This is a genomic window from Exiguobacterium sp. s160 (assembly GCF_018617575.1).
Classification (GTDB): domain Bacteria; phylum Bacillota; class Bacilli; order Exiguobacteriales; family Exiguobacteriaceae; genus Exiguobacterium; species Exiguobacterium aestuarii_A.
On the sequence record NZ_JACSKK010000003.1, the window covers coordinates 1 to 16,073 of the forward strand.

General features: G+C 50.5%; 18 protein-coding genes and 1 pseudogene. 13 read left to right on the forward strand and 6 right to left on the reverse strand.

Features of this window, described 5'->3' with window-relative positions:
- Positions 1-53: 53 nt before the first annotated feature.
- The 3 genes and pseudogenes from KNO86_RS14815 to KNO86_RS08375 form a co-directional block, all read left to right on the forward strand.
- Positions 54-227: pseudogene (locus KNO86_RS14815) on the forward strand (IS5/IS1182 family transposase); the annotation flags it as partial.
- Positions 228-339: 112 nt separating this feature from the next.
- The gene (locus KNO86_RS14820) at positions 340-879 is read left to right on the forward strand and encodes a transposase (protein ID WP_353047691.1); all 540 of its coding nucleotides are present in this window, start codon (positions 340-342) and stop codon (positions 877-879) included.
- Positions 880-981: 102 nt separating this feature from the next.
- Positions 982-1,884 (forward strand): cation diffusion facilitator family transporter, encoded by a 903-nt coding sequence (locus KNO86_RS08375; RefSeq protein ID WP_214695136.1) that lies wholly within the window; start codon positions 982-984, stop codon positions 1,882-1,884.
- Between the two features lie 28 nt (positions 1,885-1,912).
- Here KNO86_RS08375 and KNO86_RS08380 read toward each other — a convergent pair whose 3' ends face one another.
- Together KNO86_RS08380 and KNO86_RS08385 are read right to left on the reverse strand one after the other, a co-directional pair.
- The gene (locus KNO86_RS08380) at positions 1,913-2,755 is read right to left on the reverse strand and encodes a metallophosphoesterase (RefSeq protein WP_214695138.1); all 843 of its coding nucleotides are present in this window, start codon (positions 2,753-2,755) and stop codon (positions 1,913-1,915) included.
- A gap of 94 nt (positions 2,756-2,849) precedes the next feature.
- The gene (locus tag KNO86_RS08385) at positions 2,850-3,263 is read right to left on the reverse strand and encodes an organic hydroperoxide resistance protein (protein ID WP_074032719.1); all 414 of its coding nucleotides are present in this window, start codon (positions 3,261-3,263) and stop codon (positions 2,850-2,852) included.
- A 117-nt stretch (positions 3,264-3,380) separates the two neighbouring features.
- Here KNO86_RS08385 and KNO86_RS08390 point away from each other — a divergent pair, with 117 nt between their 5' ends.
- Positions 3,381-3,833 carry a MarR family winged helix-turn-helix transcriptional regulator gene (locus KNO86_RS08390; protein WP_214695145.1) on the forward strand — a complete coding sequence of 151 codons (453 nt, stop codon included), beginning with the start codon at positions 3,381-3,383 and terminating at the stop codon, positions 3,831-3,833.
- Positions 3,834-3,846: 13 nt separating this feature from the next.
- Complete coding sequence (locus tag KNO86_RS08395) at positions 3,847-4,761, forward strand: CAP domain-containing protein (RefSeq protein WP_214695147.1); 915 nt, start codon at positions 3,847-3,849, stop codon at positions 4,759-4,761.
- Positions 4,762-4,796: 35 nt separating this feature from the next.
- Here the strand turns inward: KNO86_RS08395 and KNO86_RS08400 are convergent, their stop codons facing one another.
- Positions 4,797-5,270 carry a glutathione peroxidase gene (locus tag KNO86_RS08400; protein ID WP_214695149.1) on the reverse strand — a complete coding sequence of 158 codons (474 nt, stop codon included), beginning with the start codon at positions 5,268-5,270 and terminating at the stop codon, positions 4,797-4,799.
- Between the two features lie 162 nt (positions 5,271-5,432).
- Here KNO86_RS08400 and KNO86_RS08405 point away from each other — a divergent pair, with 162 nt between their 5' ends.
- Both KNO86_RS08405 and KNO86_RS08410 read left to right on the forward strand, forming a co-directional pair.
- Positions 5,433-5,951: a VanZ family protein gene (locus KNO86_RS08405; protein WP_214695150.1), complete on the forward strand. Its 519-nt coding sequence runs from the start codon at positions 5,433-5,435 to the stop codon at positions 5,949-5,951.
- A 294-nt stretch (positions 5,952-6,245) separates the two neighbouring features.
- A complete protein-coding gene (locus KNO86_RS08410; RefSeq protein WP_214695152.1) occupies positions 6,246-7,547 on the forward strand; it encodes a murein hydrolase activator EnvC family protein in 1,302 nt (433 codons plus the stop codon).
- A gap of 34 nt (positions 7,548-7,581) precedes the next feature.
- Here the strand turns inward: KNO86_RS08410 and KNO86_RS08415 are convergent, their stop codons facing one another.
- The 3 genes from KNO86_RS08415 to KNO86_RS08425 form a co-directional block, all read right to left on the reverse strand.
- Positions 7,582-7,752, reverse strand: coding sequence for a hypothetical protein (locus tag KNO86_RS08415; RefSeq protein WP_214695154.1), 171 nt, complete (start codon positions 7,750-7,752; stop codon positions 7,582-7,584).
- A 43-nt stretch (positions 7,753-7,795) separates the two neighbouring features.
- Entirely contained in the window at positions 7,796-8,641 is an 846-nt protein-coding gene (locus tag KNO86_RS08420) for a GNAT family N-acetyltransferase (RefSeq protein WP_214695156.1), read from the reverse strand.
- A 70-nt stretch (positions 8,642-8,711) separates the two neighbouring features.
- On the reverse strand, positions 8,712-9,920 hold the full coding sequence (locus KNO86_RS08425; RefSeq protein WP_251126972.1) for a dicarboxylate/amino acid:cation symporter: 1,209 nt from the start codon (positions 9,918-9,920) through the stop codon (positions 8,712-8,714).
- A 217-nt stretch (positions 9,921-10,137) separates the two neighbouring features.
- Here KNO86_RS08425 and zapA point away from each other — a divergent pair, with 217 nt between their 5' ends.
- From zapA to KNO86_RS08455, 6 genes are all read left to right on the forward strand, one after another.
- Positions 10,138-10,359: a cell division protein ZapA gene (gene zapA, locus KNO86_RS08430; protein WP_015881047.1), complete on the forward strand. Its 222-nt coding sequence runs from the start codon at positions 10,138-10,140 to the stop codon at positions 10,357-10,359.
- A gap of 8 nt (positions 10,360-10,367) precedes the next feature.
- Entirely contained in the window at positions 10,368-10,904 is a 537-nt protein-coding gene (locus KNO86_RS08435; RefSeq protein ID WP_074032727.1) for a CvpA family protein, read from the forward strand.
- 67 nt (positions 10,905-10,971) lie between these two features.
- The gene (gene polX, locus KNO86_RS08440) at positions 10,972-12,666 is read left to right on the forward strand and encodes a DNA polymerase/3'-5' exonuclease PolX (protein WP_214695160.1); all 1,695 of its coding nucleotides are present in this window, start codon (positions 10,972-10,974) and stop codon (positions 12,664-12,666) included.
- A gap of 15 nt (positions 12,667-12,681) precedes the next feature.
- Positions 12,682-15,036: an endonuclease MutS2 gene (locus KNO86_RS08445; RefSeq protein WP_214695162.1), complete on the forward strand. Its 2,355-nt coding sequence runs from the start codon at positions 12,682-12,684 to the stop codon at positions 15,034-15,036.
- 13 nt (positions 15,037-15,049) lie between these two features.
- Positions 15,050-15,460: a DUF350 domain-containing protein gene (locus KNO86_RS08450; protein ID WP_214695164.1), complete on the forward strand. Its 411-nt coding sequence runs from the start codon at positions 15,050-15,052 to the stop codon at positions 15,458-15,460.
- A gap of 141 nt (positions 15,461-15,601) precedes the next feature.
- Positions 15,602-16,063, forward strand: coding sequence for a hypothetical protein (locus tag KNO86_RS08455; protein ID WP_074032731.1), 462 nt, complete (start codon positions 15,602-15,604; stop codon positions 16,061-16,063).
- The last annotated feature ends 10 nt before the right edge of the window (positions 16,064-16,073 follow it).

The following is a 16,073-nucleotide window of genomic DNA, read 5'->3' on the forward strand; positions in this document are numbered from 1 at the left end:
AGAGGGAGCGCCGGCTCGTCAAGGTGAGCCGGACCGACCCGGATGCGGGTTACATGTATCGCGACCAGAAGCCGGAAGGCTTTTTCTGGCTGGCCCATCGGACGGTCGACGCCAAGCACAATTTCATCGTCGACGTACACGTCACGTCCGGAAATGTGTCGGACAGTACCGTCTACCTCGATCGGCTCGACCATGTCCTCGAACGTTTCCGCTTCCCGCTCGAGGCGGTCGCGCTCGATGCCGGCTACTTCACGACCGGGATCGCGAAGGCGCTCGTCGAACGTCGAACGGGGTGTTTTCGGGGTCATCGCCCGGAGGCGTTTCGGCGGGAAGAAAGGAATGTTCCGCAAGACCCGGTACACGTACCTGCCGGAAGAGGATGCTTATCTCTGTCCGGCGCGACAGCGCCTCACCTATCAGACGACGGACCGTCACGGCTATCACCATTATGTCTCCGACCCTTCGATTTGTCAGAACTGCCCGCTCCTCGAAAAGTGCACGTCCAGCCGGACGCACCGACGGGACATCACCCGCCACGTCGACGAGCACTACCGCGAGCAGGTGAACGAGAACCGCCTGTCCACGTCGGGCAAATCGCTCTACCGGCTGCGACCGCAGACCGTGGAGCGCTCGTTCGCCGACGGGAAAGAACTCCATGGGCTCCGCTTCACCTTCTACAGGGGGACCGCGAAGGTCCAGCGCGCCAATCTGGTGGCAGCCACCGCACAAAACATGAAGAAGCTGGCCAATCTGTTGGCCAGAAAGGACCGACTACATAGCATCTCTTCAATTTTTTGTCGGGCAGAGCGCCTCGAGCTCGTTGGACATAAAAAAGACGAACCAAATCGCACGTGGCGATTTGGTTCGTCAACAGCCTGACGGGAGAGAAATCTCCCGTTTTTTTATGATGTTTCATTCAAATGAACGTTTGAATGTTTCGGGAAAATGGAATAAGATAAGAAGTAGAAGGAGGCGTCAGTTATGGGACATCATCATGATCACGACCATCACCATCATCATTCCACGAATCAGCGTGCGCTGTTCCTCGCTTTTCTGTTGATTGCGACGTTCATGGTCGTCGAGGTCATCGGCGGACTATGGACGAACAGTTTGGCACTCTTATCCGATGCGGGTCATATGCTCGGAGATGCGGCGGCTTTAGGACTCAGTTTCCTAGCTGTTCGATTCGGGGCGAAGGCGGCGACACCGAACCGTACGTTTGGATATCGACGCTTTGAAATTTTAGCGGCATTCATTAACGGGCTGACCTTACTCGTCATCTCGATCTATATCTTATTCGAGGCATATCAGCGATTGAGTGCTCCACCAGAAATTTTGAGTGGGGGAATGCTCGTGGTCGCCATCATTGGACTACTCGTCAATATCCTCGCCGCTTGGATTTTGATGCGCGGAGAGAAAGATAATTTGAACGTGAAGAGTGCGTTGCTTCACGTGTTCGGAGACTTACTCGGATCGGTCGGTGCCATCACGGCAGCACTCTTAATCATGTTGTTCGGATGGACGTGGGCGGACCCGGTCGCGAGTGCGTTTGTCGCCATCCTCATCTTGATTAGCGGTTATCGCGTGACGCGCGATGCGATTCACATCCTGATGGAAGGGTCACCGGAACAAATCGATGTCCGGGCGATGCAAGCAGAGATTGCCACAGTCGAAGGGGTGAAAGAAGTACACGACCTGCATGTCTGGTCAATCTCATCGAGTGAGCATGCGGCGACGTGCCATGTGTTGATCGGAGAAGACACGGACGACCAGGCCGTGTTACGTCAAGTGACGGAACGGATTCGTAAATATGGGACGTTCGAGCGCTCAACGGTGCAAGTCGAACGTGAGCGACAATGTTGCGAGGAACGTATCATTTGGTAAGCAAAACGGACACTCATTTGAGTGTCCGTTATTTGCCGTGCACGTCAATTACCACAATCTCTGGTGGGTTGTAGATGCGAGGCACGTTAAAGCTATAATTGAATCCTCGTCCGATCACGTGGGTGAACGTTTCGTGTTCATAAAGACCGCCCGCGTATTTCGGGAAAAATCCTTGGTCAGGGGCGAATAAACCGTTCAATAAATATGGGATCCTCACTTGTCCGCCGTGGGCATGACCGGACAAGACGAGGTCGAACGGTAAGTCGGCATACGTGTCGACCATTTCGGCTCGATGGGAGAGGAGCAGGTTGAACGTGTTGGTTGAATCAAAATCTTGCATTGCTGTCGTGACGTCCGTTTCCCAACTTCCATAAATATTTTCGGCATACGTTCGTAACGGATCTTCTAACCCACCGATGACGAGTTCGATTCCATTGATGGTGATCGGTTCCCACTCGTTTTCGAGAACGGTCACCCCGTGAGAGCGGAATACGTTCTTGGCATCATGACGAATGTAGTCAGCGGAGTCATCAATCTCATGATTCCCGGTTACGAAATACATCGGCGCAATGCCGGCGAGTCCTTCGACGAGTTCGAAAGCTGGTTCAGGAGAACGATAGCGATCGATCAGGTCACCAGGCATGACGATCAGGTTCGGTTTTTGCGCACGGACTTGATCAATTAAAATCGATTGTTTATAGCCGTACGAGGCGCTATGTAGATCAGAAAGGAGCACGATGCGAAGCGATTCGTCAGCAGACAGCTTTTTAGATATCACCTCATACGTTTGGACGGTCAGCCCATTATACGTCGCCGTGAACAGCAAGAAACCGAGTGCGATCAACACAAAAGTTGATTTACGTTTTTTCATCAGTGCTCCCTCCTTTCTTAATTGTGTCTCTATCTTACTCCGATAGGCAGGGTTAAGCAAAAAAAATCCCGCTCCTGAAGAGCGGGATGGATGATTATGCTGCTTTGGCTGTCAATTTCACATCGACATTGCCACGCGTCGCTTTTGAATAAGGGCACACTTGGTGTGCTTCTTCAACGAGGCGTTCTGCTGTCGCTTGGTCGACACCTTTGATTTCGACTTCAAGCTCGACTGAAATGAAGAACCCTTCATCGTTTTGGTTCAATGTGACATGACCTGTGACGCTCGATCCGTCTGTCTTCACACGTTCTTTCCCGATGATGAGGTTGAGGGCACTACCGAAGCAAGCCGCATATCCCGCTGCGAAAAGTTGTTCTGGGTTTGTCGCACCGTCGACGTGTTTCGCGCCTGGCATTGAGACGTCCATGTCAATGACGCCGTCTGTCGATTTCACATGACCTTCGCGGCCACCGATTGCAGTTGCTGATGCTGTGAATAGTGATTTCATGATTCAATTCCTCCATTTCATTTTAAACAATTAAGTTGTGCACAATTTAAATTATAGAGCAGTCAAAAAGTTTCGCAAGTGATATGCTTGGCTAAAGAAGAGTACGGAGGATTACGTATGGAACAAACTTTAAAACTCGAACACCAAATATGTTTTCAATTGTATACCGCTTCAAAAGAGCTTACCCGTTTATATCGCCCAATTTTAGAACCGCTAAACCTGACATATAGTCAGTATCTGGTCATGCTCGTCTTATGGGAAGAGGATGGCATCGATTTGCGTCAGCTCGGAATGAGGCTGACACTCGACTCGGGCACGTTGTCCCCCCTCGTGAAACGATTGATTCAAATCGGATATGTCGAAAAGAGTCGTGCGACAGACGATGAGCGAAAAGTCATCGTCCGTTTGACCGATCGTGGCAGCGCGTTGCGTGAGCAGGCAGCAGATGTGCCGTTACAAGTCAGTGGTATGCTAAATATAGACGAAGCGACATATGTCGCATACATGGGGATGCTCACCGATATCAAGGAGAGACTTCACGATTTCGGGGAGCGTCAGCGCGAGCAGTAAGGAAGGAGGAGCCATGTTTCGAAAATTGATCATCCTCTTGATGGGGATTGGATTGTATATGGCTTGGCAATATGAAATGCCGAACGTCTCTGCCCCGACGAGCATTCAGGTCGAGTCTGAGGTGGCGACGGAACGTGCGACGGATGCACCGAAGTTTACGAGCCAATATGCCGGGCATGATTGGTACCTGGTCGAACGTGGCGGAGATCGTGGCCTTGAACTCATTGACGAGGACGGCGCCAAAAAAGGGTTTTATCAGTTCGAGACAGGAAGCACGTATCGCGGTCTCGTGCTTGATGAGACGACACGTGACCAAGTCGAGGAAATCGGCTTTGAGAAAGTGACATCCTACAACAAAGGATTGAATCGCTACCTGATCCCGGACGATCCATCCTTTTCGGTGTTTGCGATTGATGGGCAATATGTCACGCTCTTCTTCGACCAACATGACGATGACCGCTTGAAAGGGGTCTTGTCGGTTGACCGCCGAGTGGAAGAGGCGAGTGATGGGTACTACGGTGATATTTCTGCGGAAGGGACCGTCGCGAACGAACAGTTGATGCGAATCCTGATGAACTGGGACCGTGAAAAATATGACTTGAGTGCGCTCGCTGATTATGAGCCACTCTATCCGGTCGTTCGGGCGCACAGTCAGAACATGGCGGAGAACGACTTCTTCAGTCATACGGACCCGGAAGGCCGCGACCCGTTCGACCGAATGGATGAAGCGGGACTGTCATACTCGATGGCCGGAGAGAATTTGGCCATGGGGCAGATGAGCGTGTTCCATGCGCATTGGGGGCTGATGAATTCGAAAGGGCACCGTGAGAACATCATGCAACCACGATTCAGTCATGCTGCCGTCGGACTCGCCTACAACGATGAGAACAGTCCGTTCTATACGATCAACTTCATTACCCCTAGATAAAAGGATGACTCCACCTCGGAGCCATCCTTTTTGTGTTAGATGAGTTTTTTGACCGCATCCTCAATCTCGGCCGGTGTCGTCTGTGGCGAGAAGCGTTCAACGACGTTTCCATCACGGTCGACTAAAAACTTTGTGAAGTTCCATTTGATCGCCTTCGATCCGAGCAGCCCAGGTGCCTCTTTGGAGAGATACGTGAAGAGTGGATGCGCGTCTTTTCCGTTCACATCGACTTTCGCAAACATCGGGAACGATACGCCATAGTTAAGTTGACAGAACTCTTGAATCTCTTCGTTTGAGCCCGGATCTTGATGTCCGAACTGGTTGCAAGGGAAACCTAAAATCTGAAGACCTTGCCCCTTATACGAGTTGTATAGCGACTCGAGACCTTCGAGCTGTGGCGTGAATCCACACTTACTCGCTGTATTGACGATGAGTAAGACGTCTCCCTTATATGTAGCTAACGGTTGTAACTGACCTTTCATGTCCAATGCTTCAAAATCATAAATCATATTGAATCCCCCTTTTTTCTGTAGTATACCAAGAGAAATCCGCTATCTCGACTTTGAACGCGTTGCGTGCAATCAAATTGTTATAAAATCATGATGTCGCTGTTACATATTTCGTGAAGTACAATCCGTATAATGAAACTCGTTGTAGAAAGGAACGGTGTTATGCGACTTTTAAAAAATGAATTTATATGGATCGCGCTCATTTTGATTGGATTATTCTTCTCGAGTGCAACACCTTACTCAGATCAGTCGATCGTTTCGCCACTCGAGCGATTCGATTGGAGCTGGATTGAGCCGACGTTAGCGAACGTCGAGTTTGTCTATGCAGGAAAAGAAGTGTCACTCGACACGTTAGGGACAGTCGGTCTCATCGAGTTCTTGATGCGGAAAACGGCACATTTCGTCACCTTTTTCGCTCTTGGCGCCTTGTTCGTCAAGGCGATTTCGAGAACGAGCCTTCATGCCGGGCTGAATCTATTGTTCGCTTGGACGCTCGCCAATACGGTCGCCATCTTTGATGAGTATCATCAGAGTTTGACACCGGAGCGGACGCCGTTACTGCAAGATGTCCTATTGGACAGCAGTGGGGCAATTGCTGGAGTCGTGCTCATCGGTGGCTTCTTATTACTTCGTTTAAAACGAAAACGAGGGAAACGAGCCGGATATGTGGCATTAAGGTAGTCAAAAAATGATATAGGTTGTTATGTGAAAAGCGCTTTCTCAAAGTGCTTTTCTTATTTTAAAAACTATTTTGTGACAACAAACCAAATAAAATATTGTCTATACCCACGTTTTTTAAGGGATAAAACCTAAATTAGGTCAATGTCATACGAATGAAATATAAGTGTAAAATAACTTTTGGTTTAGATTGCTATAATGAGTCACAGAGCGAATGAAATATCGCAACTTATCTTATAGAAAATACTTGAACGATTATAGATAAAAAATACACAGGAATCAGCGGAGGGAAGCACATTGGGTAACTTGAAGAAATTTGCAGCCACAGTCACTCTAGGCGCACTCTTGATCGGCGGAACGTCACCGACTTATGCAGCCTCACTTACAGAGAAGCAGAAGAAAGTACAAGAACAACGACAAAAGAATAGCAGCGAGCAGTCGAAAGCAAACTCTTCGATTCAATCACGTGAGCAAGCCATCAGCAAAGAGCAACAAGAAATCAACAAGTTAGATGCTCAACTCCAAGACGTCATCAACGATGTCGCTCAGAAAAAAGCTGAGATCCGTGCAACTGAAGAAAAAATTCAAAAGCTTCAAGAGCAAATCAAAAAATACGAAGCAAAAATGAAAGCACAAGAAGAACTCATGAAAGACCGTATGGCGACGATGCAAAAGAACGGTGGTTCATCAGTCAACTGGGCTGAGTTCATCTTCGGTTCAAAAAACTTTAGTGACTTGATCACACGTATGATTACAGCTGGTACGATTCAAGAGAACGACCAACAGATCTTCGAAGAATATGAAGCAACGAAAGAGAAACTTGCAAAAGCACAAGCTGAATTAAAAGCAGAGCGCGATTCACTCGTGAAGCAAAAAGAAGAACTTGAAAAACGCCAAAAAGAGCTCGATCAAAAAATGAAAGAGCGTGCAGCGAAAATCAAGAAACTCGAAGCTGAAAAAGTGAAATTCGAATCAAAACTCATGAGCCTACAAGAGATGGAAGATACGCTCAAAGCTCAAGAGAAAGCGATTCAAGCAGAAATCGAAGCACAACGTCGTGCTGAAGAAGAAGCACGTCGCGCAGCGGCAGAAGCAGCAGCTGCTAAGAAGCAACAAAGTGCAAACTCAAGCAACAGTGGTTCTAGCGCATCAACATCAACACCTGTAGCCTCTGCACCAGCGAGCGGCGGGATGTTCCAACGTCCGGCAAGCGGTCGCCTCACACAAGGATGGGGACCAGCGAGCGGCGTAAACGGCTACACATTCCACAACGGCCTTGATATCGCTGCAGGAGTTGGTACGCCAATCTATGCGGCAGCTACTGGTACAGTCACACGAGCTGGATGGGGTGGCGCATACGGAAACCACGTCATGATCACACACGTCATCAACGGACAAGTGTGGACGACAGTATACGCACACATGAGCTCGGTCTCAGTTAAAGCAGGTCAACGCGTGTCACAAGGTCAAAACCTTGGCGGCATGGGTAGCACAGGGAACTCGACAGGTTCACACCTTCATTTCGAGATTCACCGTGGCGGTTACTCATGGTCATCATCAAGCGCTGGCGGCACAGTCAACCCAGCATCATTCTTCTAATCAACACAAAGATAGTGATCGACGAACGCGTCGATCACTTTTTTGTTGCCTGATACACGATAAACGTCAGGAGTGCGGCACCGATGACACTGAGCCATAGCGTATCGATGTTCGGGTCATCAAGGACGCTCTGTCCACCGACGATTAACATATAAAGAAGGAGTGCCACGCCAAGTGCACGTAAAACAATTCGGAATCTAGCCATGAAAAATCGCCTCCACCTAATAGTATAGGGGAGGCGATTCGTTTCATCTAGCGAGTCGGACCCAGGCAGAGTCCATGATCTGTTCATACCCGACTTCTTGATAGATTTTGTTTGAGGTCGGGTTCGTCAAGTCCGTATAGAGGACACAGAACGATTTCGTCTCGAGTAACTGGCGGCTAAGGTCTGCAACGAGACTTCGCGCATAACCTCTTCCACGTGCGTCAGGTGACGTGTAGACGAAGGAGACAGTGATACCGTTCTCGGTCGGACGTGAGCGTTTCGCACACGATACAAGCTGTCCATCGACTTCCCAGAACACGGCGTCATCATTCTTGAGCATCGTGTCGATTGCTTTCGTCACTTTTTCAGGTGGTGACGAACGAAGTCCCGACTCGGCTTCAAAGGCGCTATACCAGGCTTCGAGTTGTGCTTGATCGGCTGTTGTCGCTTTTCGCATGTGACCTTTCGCCATCTCGATGTCTTCCACCTCGTCGAGTCGATAAAGACCTTGTGACATGAACATCTCACTCGTCCCAGATGTGATTTCTTGCCACGCTTTCCCGAACCGTTCGGCTTGCTTACGTTCTGAGACCACCTCGATGAACGAGATCTCGTTTTCGAGAAGGTGCTGGATGATGAAGGCAGGGAGTTCTTCCTCCCGTTCCGAGTCCACGACAATGTAATGGAGCGGATGGGGCGGTGTCACTTGAAGGATGGCGAGGAGTTCACCATTCTCTTCGACGGTGAATTGATGAAACGTCTCATAGACGCCTTGAATCACGTTATTTAATACGCCGATCATGAGGCTATTCTTGGCTTCTTCTTTTAACAATGCATCCATGACGCGGTCAGCGAAGTGATTCGGGTCTTTCCATTCAATCCATTCCATATGTATCTCTCCTATTCGATGTAGACAAAAACGGACAAACCTGATGGCTTGCCCGTTTATGCGTTGTACGTTATGCGATATCTTCTTGCTTCGACGCTGTGTTGTCGAGAAGTTTCGTGTTGTGTTTGAAGTAGTGGATAATTTTTGCGATGGCACCGTCGCCTGTGACGTTTGTAGCTGTCCCGAAGCTATCTTGCGCCAAGTAGAGTGCGATGACCAAGCTTTGCATCGTCGCGTCGAACCCGAGGATCGAGCCGAACAATCCGAGAGATGCCATAACTGCTCCACCTGGAACACCAGGTGCTGCAATCATCGTCACACCGAGTGCGAGGATGAATGGAAGGACGATCGCGTATGACATCGGCATGCCGTTCAAGTACATGAGCGCGACACCGACCGACGTGAGTGTAATCGTCGAGCCTGACAAGTGGATTGTTGCCGAGAGCGGGATGACGAAGTTCGCGACACCCTCATCCGTATTGTTCAACTTCGCTTGGCGAAGCGTGACTGGGATTGTCGCAGCCGATGATTGCGTCCCGATGGCTGTGAAGTAAGCCGGCATCATCGTCTTGAGCAACTTGAACGGATTCTCTTTGTTGAGACCACCTGCGATTGAATATTGAATCATAAGCATCGTCATATGAAGGACGATGATTGTGACGAAGACGAGCGAGAACACCGAGAGGATCTCAGCGACCTGACCAGCGTACGTCATGTTCATGAAAATTCCGGCGATGTGGAATGGGAGTAATGGAATAATGACTTTACTGATTAAGAGCTCGATGATATCGCGGAAATCCATGGCGAGGTCGAGTGACCGTTTGCTTTCGATTGCGGCAATCCCGATCCCGATGACGAAAGCTAAAATGAGTGCGGTCATGACACCGAATACCGGTGGAATCTCAAATTCCATGAACCCTTTCAATAAGGCTTCTTCTGGGTTTTCGGCTCCTTCCGTCGACCGTGACAAAATTTGCGGGAACAAGTTGCTCGTTGCAAAGTATGCGAGCGTCCCTGCGACAACTGTTGAAGCGTAAGCGATGAGTGCTGTGAGTCCGACTAACTTTCCTGCTCCTTTTCCAAGTTCCCCGATTCCTGGGATGATGAAAGCAAGAATGATCAGTGGGATAGCGAAGCCTAAGAACTGCCCGAAGACCGTGTTGAACGTCACAAACGTTCGAACGATCCAGTTCTGACTTTCTGGTACGATGCTCCCGAGCAGAATCCCGAAAGCGATCGCGATGATGATGCGACCTAAGAGGCCAATGCGTAATTTCAAATCAATCACCCTTTCTGTTTGTTTGAATAGTTGATATTTTCGCACATTTTACGAAATGTTGCCACCATCTCTTGCAATTTTCCTGAAGAAAGACGTTTGACAACTTCATAGAAGGGTAATAGAAAATGTTGTACATATCAAGGGAAGGGGCTTCTCCTTTTCCTAATATAAAAACGATGTTATGATTAATGCTGACAGACGTAAAGGAGGGGTGCGCGTGCAGTTACAACGAACAACGATTCACATTGCGGGTCAAGACTATACGATCGTGAGCGAAGAACCCGCTGATCATGTGAGGGAAGTAGGCTTTTTGGTCGACAGTAAGATCCGCGAGATTCGTGAACAATCCCCTCATTTAGATGCTCGTCAGGCAGCGGTCTTGGCTGCGATTCAAATCGCGAGCGACCACGTCAAAACTAAACGAAATATGGGAGAATAAATCAATCCATGGTTACGCTACTTATACTGTTTTTCTTGTTTATTGGAATCGTCAACGGCTTCCGTCGTGGCGCGATTCTACAGCTCGGCCATTGGGTCGCGCTCATCATCAGTTTTCTCGTCGCCAACACGTACTATAAAGATTTAGCCGAAGCGTTCAAGCTCTGGATCCCGTATCCGTCTCAGCTTGATGGAACGCTCCCTGGCGGCGTCTTGGACCTCAACTCGCTTTCAGGGATTGAGATGACGTTTTATAACGTCTTTTGGTTCGTCGTCTTGTTCCTCATTACGAAACTTGTATTGCATCTCATCTTGGCGATGCTCGACTTCTTGACAGACTTGCCGATCTTGCGCCAATTAAAAGGGTTGATCGGAGCAGTCCTCGGATTCTTCGAGGCGTATGTCATCACATTCTTCATCCTTTGGGTGATTGCGTTCGTGCCGATGGCAGGCGTTCAAAATGCTGTCGACAATTCGTCGCTTGCGACATTTATCATTCAAGACACGCCATATCTATCAGATTGGTTTTCAAATAAGATGTTGTGACACGACAGGCCGGAATGCAAGCTAGTGCTTGTATCTCGGTCTTTTCTGTGTGAAGAGGGGGAAGCATATGAATAAAGTAGAAGCGATGATGTTGCTCGAGAAAATCGCGCAATATATGGAAATCAAAGGGGAGAACCCGTTTAAAATCAATGCGTTCCGTAAGGCCGCAACGGCTTTAGAGAACACGGACCTCGAGCTCGAGGACATCGACGACTTGACGTCCATCTCAGGGATCGGCAAAGGGACGGCGGCCGTCCTTGAGGAGTATCGCGATACAGGTCGAAGTGAAGTGCTCGAAGCGTTGCAAAAAGAAATCCCGTTCGGCTTGATGAAGCTATTGAAGATTCAAGGGCTCGGCGGGAAGAAACTCGCCAAACTCCGTGAAGTCGGGGTCATCGATTTAGAGTCCCTCATCCGTGTTCTTGAAGACGGGACGGCGGCATCTCTCCCGGGATTCGGGGCGAAGAGTGTCGAGAAGCTACTCGCCGCAGCGAAGAACCTCGAGTCGCGTCCGGAACGATTGGCCTATGCGGTGATGCGACCGATTGTCGAAGAGATCAACGATGTGTTGGAAAAGGAAGAACTCGTCTTGCGTCATTCAGTCGGGGGAAGCTTTCGTCGAGCAGAAGAGACGTGTAAAGACCTCGACTTTATCATTGCGACCGAGGAGCCGATCGCGCTTCGGGAGAAACTACTCGCTTTACCGTTCATCAATGAAGTGATCGCGGCAGGGGAGACGAAAGTATCGCTCGTCCTCGAACGTGAGGAAATGGTGTCGGTCGACTTCCGTATGGTCGAACCGGGCGCATTCGCCGCGACGCTTCACCATTTCACAGGCTCAAAAGACCACAACGTCCGCATGCGCCAACTCGCGAAAGCGAAAGGGGAGTCGATTTCGGAATACGGAGTCGAAACGGCAGACGGGCTGTGGCAACCTGAAACAGAAGAAGAGCTGTTCGAACGGTACGGACTCCCGTTCATCCCACCTGAACTTCGGGAAGGGCACGCCGAGTTTGAGCACGACTTATCGAAACTGGTCACGCTTGAGGACATCAAGGCAGACGCGCATATGCACACGGTCTGGTCGGACGGGAAGTTGACCGTCGATGAGATCGTCGTGGCGATGAAAGGGCGCGGCTATGAATGGATGGCCATTACCGACCACGGGAAGTATTTGACGTTCGTCAACGGTTTGACCGAAGAACGACTCGAGGCACAAGGTGAGGAGATTCGCGAAGCCGCAAAGACACATGAGATGAACGTGTTGCGTGGCGTCGAGATGGATATCCGTCCTGACGGGACGCTCGACTACGAGCCAGAATTTTTAGAGACGCTCGACTATGTCGTCGCCTCGATCCATTCGAAGATGGACCAATCCGTCGACGAGATCATGGCACGTCTCGAGAACGCTTGCCGTTCACCATACGTCAATGTGATCGCGCATCCGACGGGACGACTCATCGGTCGCCGCGACGGCTATCCGATTGACGAGGACAAGTTGATCGCCCTCGCAAAAGAGACGGGGACGGCGCTCGAGTTGAACGCGAACCCGAACCGTCTCGATTTGACGGCATCGACGCTGAAGAAGGCGAAGGCGGCAGGCGTCAAAGTAATGATCAACACCGACACACACCACCCAGACATGATGGAAGATATGGCACTCGGCGTGTTACACGCACGGAAAGCCTATCTCGAACCATCGGATATTATCAACTGCTTCTCGTTTGAAGACGCCAAGGCGTTCTTCGCGGCGAAGCGATAGAAAGGAACATGCTAGATGGATCACGCGTTACGCGTATTAGAATATGAAAAATTGCGCCAACAGCTTGCCGGACACGCGTCGAGCTCGCTCGGGAAAGATTTGGCGCTCAAGATGCAACCGGACTACTCGTACGACCGGGTACTCTCGAATTTGAATGTGACGAAAGAAGCGACCGAGGTCGTGCGTCTCCGAGATCGTCTGCCGCTCGGTGGACTCACAGACGTCCGCGCGGAAGTGAAGCGGGCTGCCATCGGCTCGGTCCTCTCGACGAGCGAACTGCTCGCCGTCGCCGCCGTCATGTATGGCGGGCGTCAAGTGAAGAACTTCTTCGAGAAGCTGCACGAGGACAACGAAGAGATTCGGATCCCACGTCTGGATGAGTATGCGGACAAGTTGACGAAGCTCATCGAAGTCGAACAGTCGATTCGTCATGCGATCGATGACCAAGGGACGGTCCAAGACTCGGCGAGCTCACAACTCCGTGGACTTCGCACACAGCTCCGTAGCTACGAAGGTAGTGTCCGTTCACGAATCGACAACATCCTCCGCAACAACGCGAAGATGCTCTCAGACGCCATCGTCACGATTCGAAACGACCGCTATGTCGTACCGGTCAAACAAGAGTACCGTCAAGCGTTCGGCGGGATTGTCCATGACCAGTCGGCTTCCGGTCAGACGCTCTTCATCGAGCCGCAAGCCATCGTCTCGATCAACAACGAGATTCAAGAAGTTCGCTTGAAGGAACGCGCCGAAATCGATCGGATTTTGAGTGCGCTCTCGAACGAAGTCGGTGGGGTCCATGATGCGATCATGACGAACCTCGACGTGTTGGCCGAACTCGACTTTATCTTTGCGAAAGTCGCTTACGGACAAGAGATGAAAGCGACCGAACCGAAGTTGAACGACAACCGGGAGATCAAGTTGAAACAGGCACGTCACCCGTTCATCCCGAAAGATGAGGTCGTGCCGATCACGGTCGAGCTCGGGGAAGACTATACGTCGCTCGTCATCACCGGACCGAACACCGGCGGGAAGACGGTCACGTTGAAGACGATTGGACTCCTACAGTTGATGGTACAGTCAGGTCTATACGTGCCGGCAGAATTCGGAACAGAGCTCTCTGTGTTTGACGCCGTCTATGCTGATATCGGTGATGAGCAATCAATCGAACAGAGTCTCTCGACGTTCAGCTCGCATATGACGAACATCGTCGGCATGCTCGACAAGATCGACTTCATGTCACTTGTCCTCTTCGATGAGCTCGGTGCCGGGACGGACCCACAAGAAGGGGCCGCCCTCGCCATCGCGATTCTCGATGAAGTGAAACGTCGCGGGGCACGTGTCGCGGCGACGACGCACTACTCGGAATTGAAGGCATACGCCTATAACCGTGAAGGTGTCATGAACGCCTCGATGGAGTTTGATATCGAATCGCTCAGCCCGACGTACCGCCTCTTGATTGGTGTGCCGGGTCGCTCGAACGCTTTCGAGATCAGCCGTCGCCTCGGACTGTCCGAGCAAGTCATCGACAAGGCACGAAGCCACGTCGGTAGTGACGCCGAGTCGGTCGAATCGATGATCAACGAGCTCGAAGCGGCGAAACAACGCGCCGAACAGCTCGAACAGGAACTCATCGTCAAACGCCATGACTTCGAAGAAGAACAGGCAGCGCTTGAAGCGAAGATGACCGAATTCGAACGCGAACGCGACAACTTGTACAGCGCGGCCGAGGCGAAAGCCGAGAAGGCCGTCGAACAGGCGAAGCGTCAGGCGAACGAAGTCATCGACCGCTTGAAGAAGCTTCGGGAGCAGGGCATCGTCAAAGAGCACGAGATTATCGCGGCGAAGAAAGAACTCGAGTCGGCCAAACCGACGCTTCAAGAGAAAAAGATCCAAAAAGTGAAACAAAAAGCCCAACAGAAACGTACGTTCAGTAAAGGCGAAGAAGTGAAAGTGACGACGTTCAACCAAAAAGGCTACATCGTGAAACAAATCAACGACAATGAGTACAACGTCCAAGTCGGCATCATGAAAGTGAACGTCAAAGCGGACGACCTTCAGAAGATCGGTCCATCGAAAGAGAAGCCGCTTCAATCGAAAGGAAGCTCGCTCAAACGTCAGAGTTCGACAAAGTCTGAGCTCGACCTCCGCGGCGTCCGTGTCGAGGAGGGTCTCATGCGTCTAGATAAGTATATCGATGAAGCACTTGTGTCAGGCTATGACAACGTCCGCATCATCCATGGTTTAGGTACAGGAGCGATGCGTCAGGCGACACAAGAATTTTTAAAAGGACATCGTCACGTGAAGAGTCAACGCCCAGGAGGAATGGGTGAAGGTGGACTCGGTGTCACGGTCGTCGAACTGAAGTAAGGGGAGTCGGGGAATGGGTACGATTACGTTTGCCATCATGCTGAAATCGTTCGGCCTCTATTCGATGGCGGGACTGATGATTATCGTCGGCCTTGCCATCTTCGAGGTGACGACGCCATACAGCAACTGGCGCGAGATTCAAAAAGGAAATATCGCCGTCGCTTTGGCGACAGGTGGGAAGATTGTCGGTCTCGCCAACATCTTCCGTGTGGTCGAGAGCTATCATGATAGCACGATCGACATTTTCGTCGGTGGAGGATTCGGCTTCATCTTGCTCCTCGCGACATACTGGTTGTTTGAATTTTTGACACCGACGCTGAAGGTGAACGACGAGATTCAAAAAGGAAATATCGCCGTCGGGTTGTTGGCATTCTTGCTGTCGATTGGGGTCTCCCTCGTCGTCGGCGCGGCATTGGTGAGGTGAAGACATGGTATACGAACGATTGGCAAAAATCTTGTTCATCGGGGCCGGGCTGTTCTTAGTGGCAGCGGCGCTGTGGTATATCTTTTATTGAGGAGAAAAGCGATGTCGTGAGGCATCGCTTTTTGATTAGGGGGCGAATGAATGATTGATCTACACAATCTCATGACGGCAACGGATTACGTACTCGACACGGAATCCTTTCAAATGAAGAATGAGGCGTATTATCCTCTAGAGTGGACGTTCTTTGGAGCTTCAGACCCGACGATGCTTCTCACATGGGACGCTGAGCGCGACCGTATCCGGATTCGGTTCGAACAGTATGCGCTCTTTCTTGGAACACTTGAAGAGCACGGTCTGAAGGAAGAAGGATTATGGAACGACCACCCAATCGTGAAGCTGACGACGTCTCGTTTCATGTCATACGTACATGAAGGGATGGGAACAAATCGAGTGAACAGCGAGCGGGGGACGCTCTCTCATTATGTCATCCGCACAATCGAGCAGGAGTTTCATGTCCTGGCGTATGAAGACCCGACCGTAGAAGATTTAGGGAAAGTCGGGGACACGGGGGTACGTGTCGAAATCGTAGAAGAAGCTGAATAAAAACAACGTC

Bases quoted from the DNA above. Each gene is read 5' to 3' on its own strand.
- KNO86_RS08405 (WP_214695150.1), top strand. From the start codon at position 5,433: ATGCGACTTTTAAAAAATGAATTTATATGGATCGCGCTCATTTTGATT.
- polX (WP_214695160.1), top strand. From the start codon at position 10,972: ATGAATAAAGTAGAAGCGATGATGTTGCTCGAGAAAATCGCGCAATAT.
- KNO86_RS08375 (WP_214695136.1), top strand. From the start codon at position 982: ATGGGACATCATCATGATCACGACCATCACCATCATCATTCCACGAAT.
- KNO86_RS14820 (WP_353047691.1), top strand. From the start codon at position 340: ATGTTCCGCAAGACCCGGTACACGTACCTGCCGGAAGAGGATGCTTAT.
- KNO86_RS08395 (WP_214695147.1), top strand. From the start codon at position 3,847: ATGTTTCGAAAATTGATCATCCTCTTGATGGGGATTGGATTGTATATG.
- KNO86_RS08435 (WP_074032727.1), top strand. From the start codon at position 10,368: ATGGTTACGCTACTTATACTGTTTTTCTTGTTTATTGGAATCGTCAAC.
- KNO86_RS08385 (WP_074032719.1), bottom strand. From the start codon at position 3,263: ATGAAATCACTATTCACAGCATCAGCAACTGCAATCGGTGGCCGCGAA.
- KNO86_RS08380 (WP_214695138.1), bottom strand. From the start codon at position 2,755: ATGAAAAAACGTAAATCAACTTTTGTGTTGATCGCACTCGGTTTCTTG.
- KNO86_RS08420 (WP_214695156.1), bottom strand. From the start codon at position 8,641: ATGGAATGGATTGAATGGAAAGACCCGAATCACTTCGCTGACCGCGTC.
- KNO86_RS08415 (WP_214695154.1), bottom strand. From the start codon at position 7,752: ATGGCTAGATTCCGAATTGTTTTACGTGCACTTGGCGTGGCACTCCTT.
- KNO86_RS08455 (WP_074032731.1), top strand. From the start codon at position 15,602: ATGATTGATCTACACAATCTCATGACGGCAACGGATTACGTACTCGAC.
- KNO86_RS08445 (WP_214695162.1), top strand. From the start codon at position 12,682: ATGGATCACGCGTTACGCGTATTAGAATATGAAAAATTGCGCCAACAG.
- KNO86_RS08390 (WP_214695145.1), top strand. From the start codon at position 3,381: ATGGAACAAACTTTAAAACTCGAACACCAAATATGTTTTCAATTGTAT.
- KNO86_RS08400 (WP_214695149.1), bottom strand. From the start codon at position 5,270: ATGATTTATGATTTTGAAGCATTGGACATGAAAGGTCAGTTACAACCG.
- KNO86_RS08450 (WP_214695164.1), top strand. From the start codon at position 15,050: ATGGGTACGATTACGTTTGCCATCATGCTGAAATCGTTCGGCCTCTAT.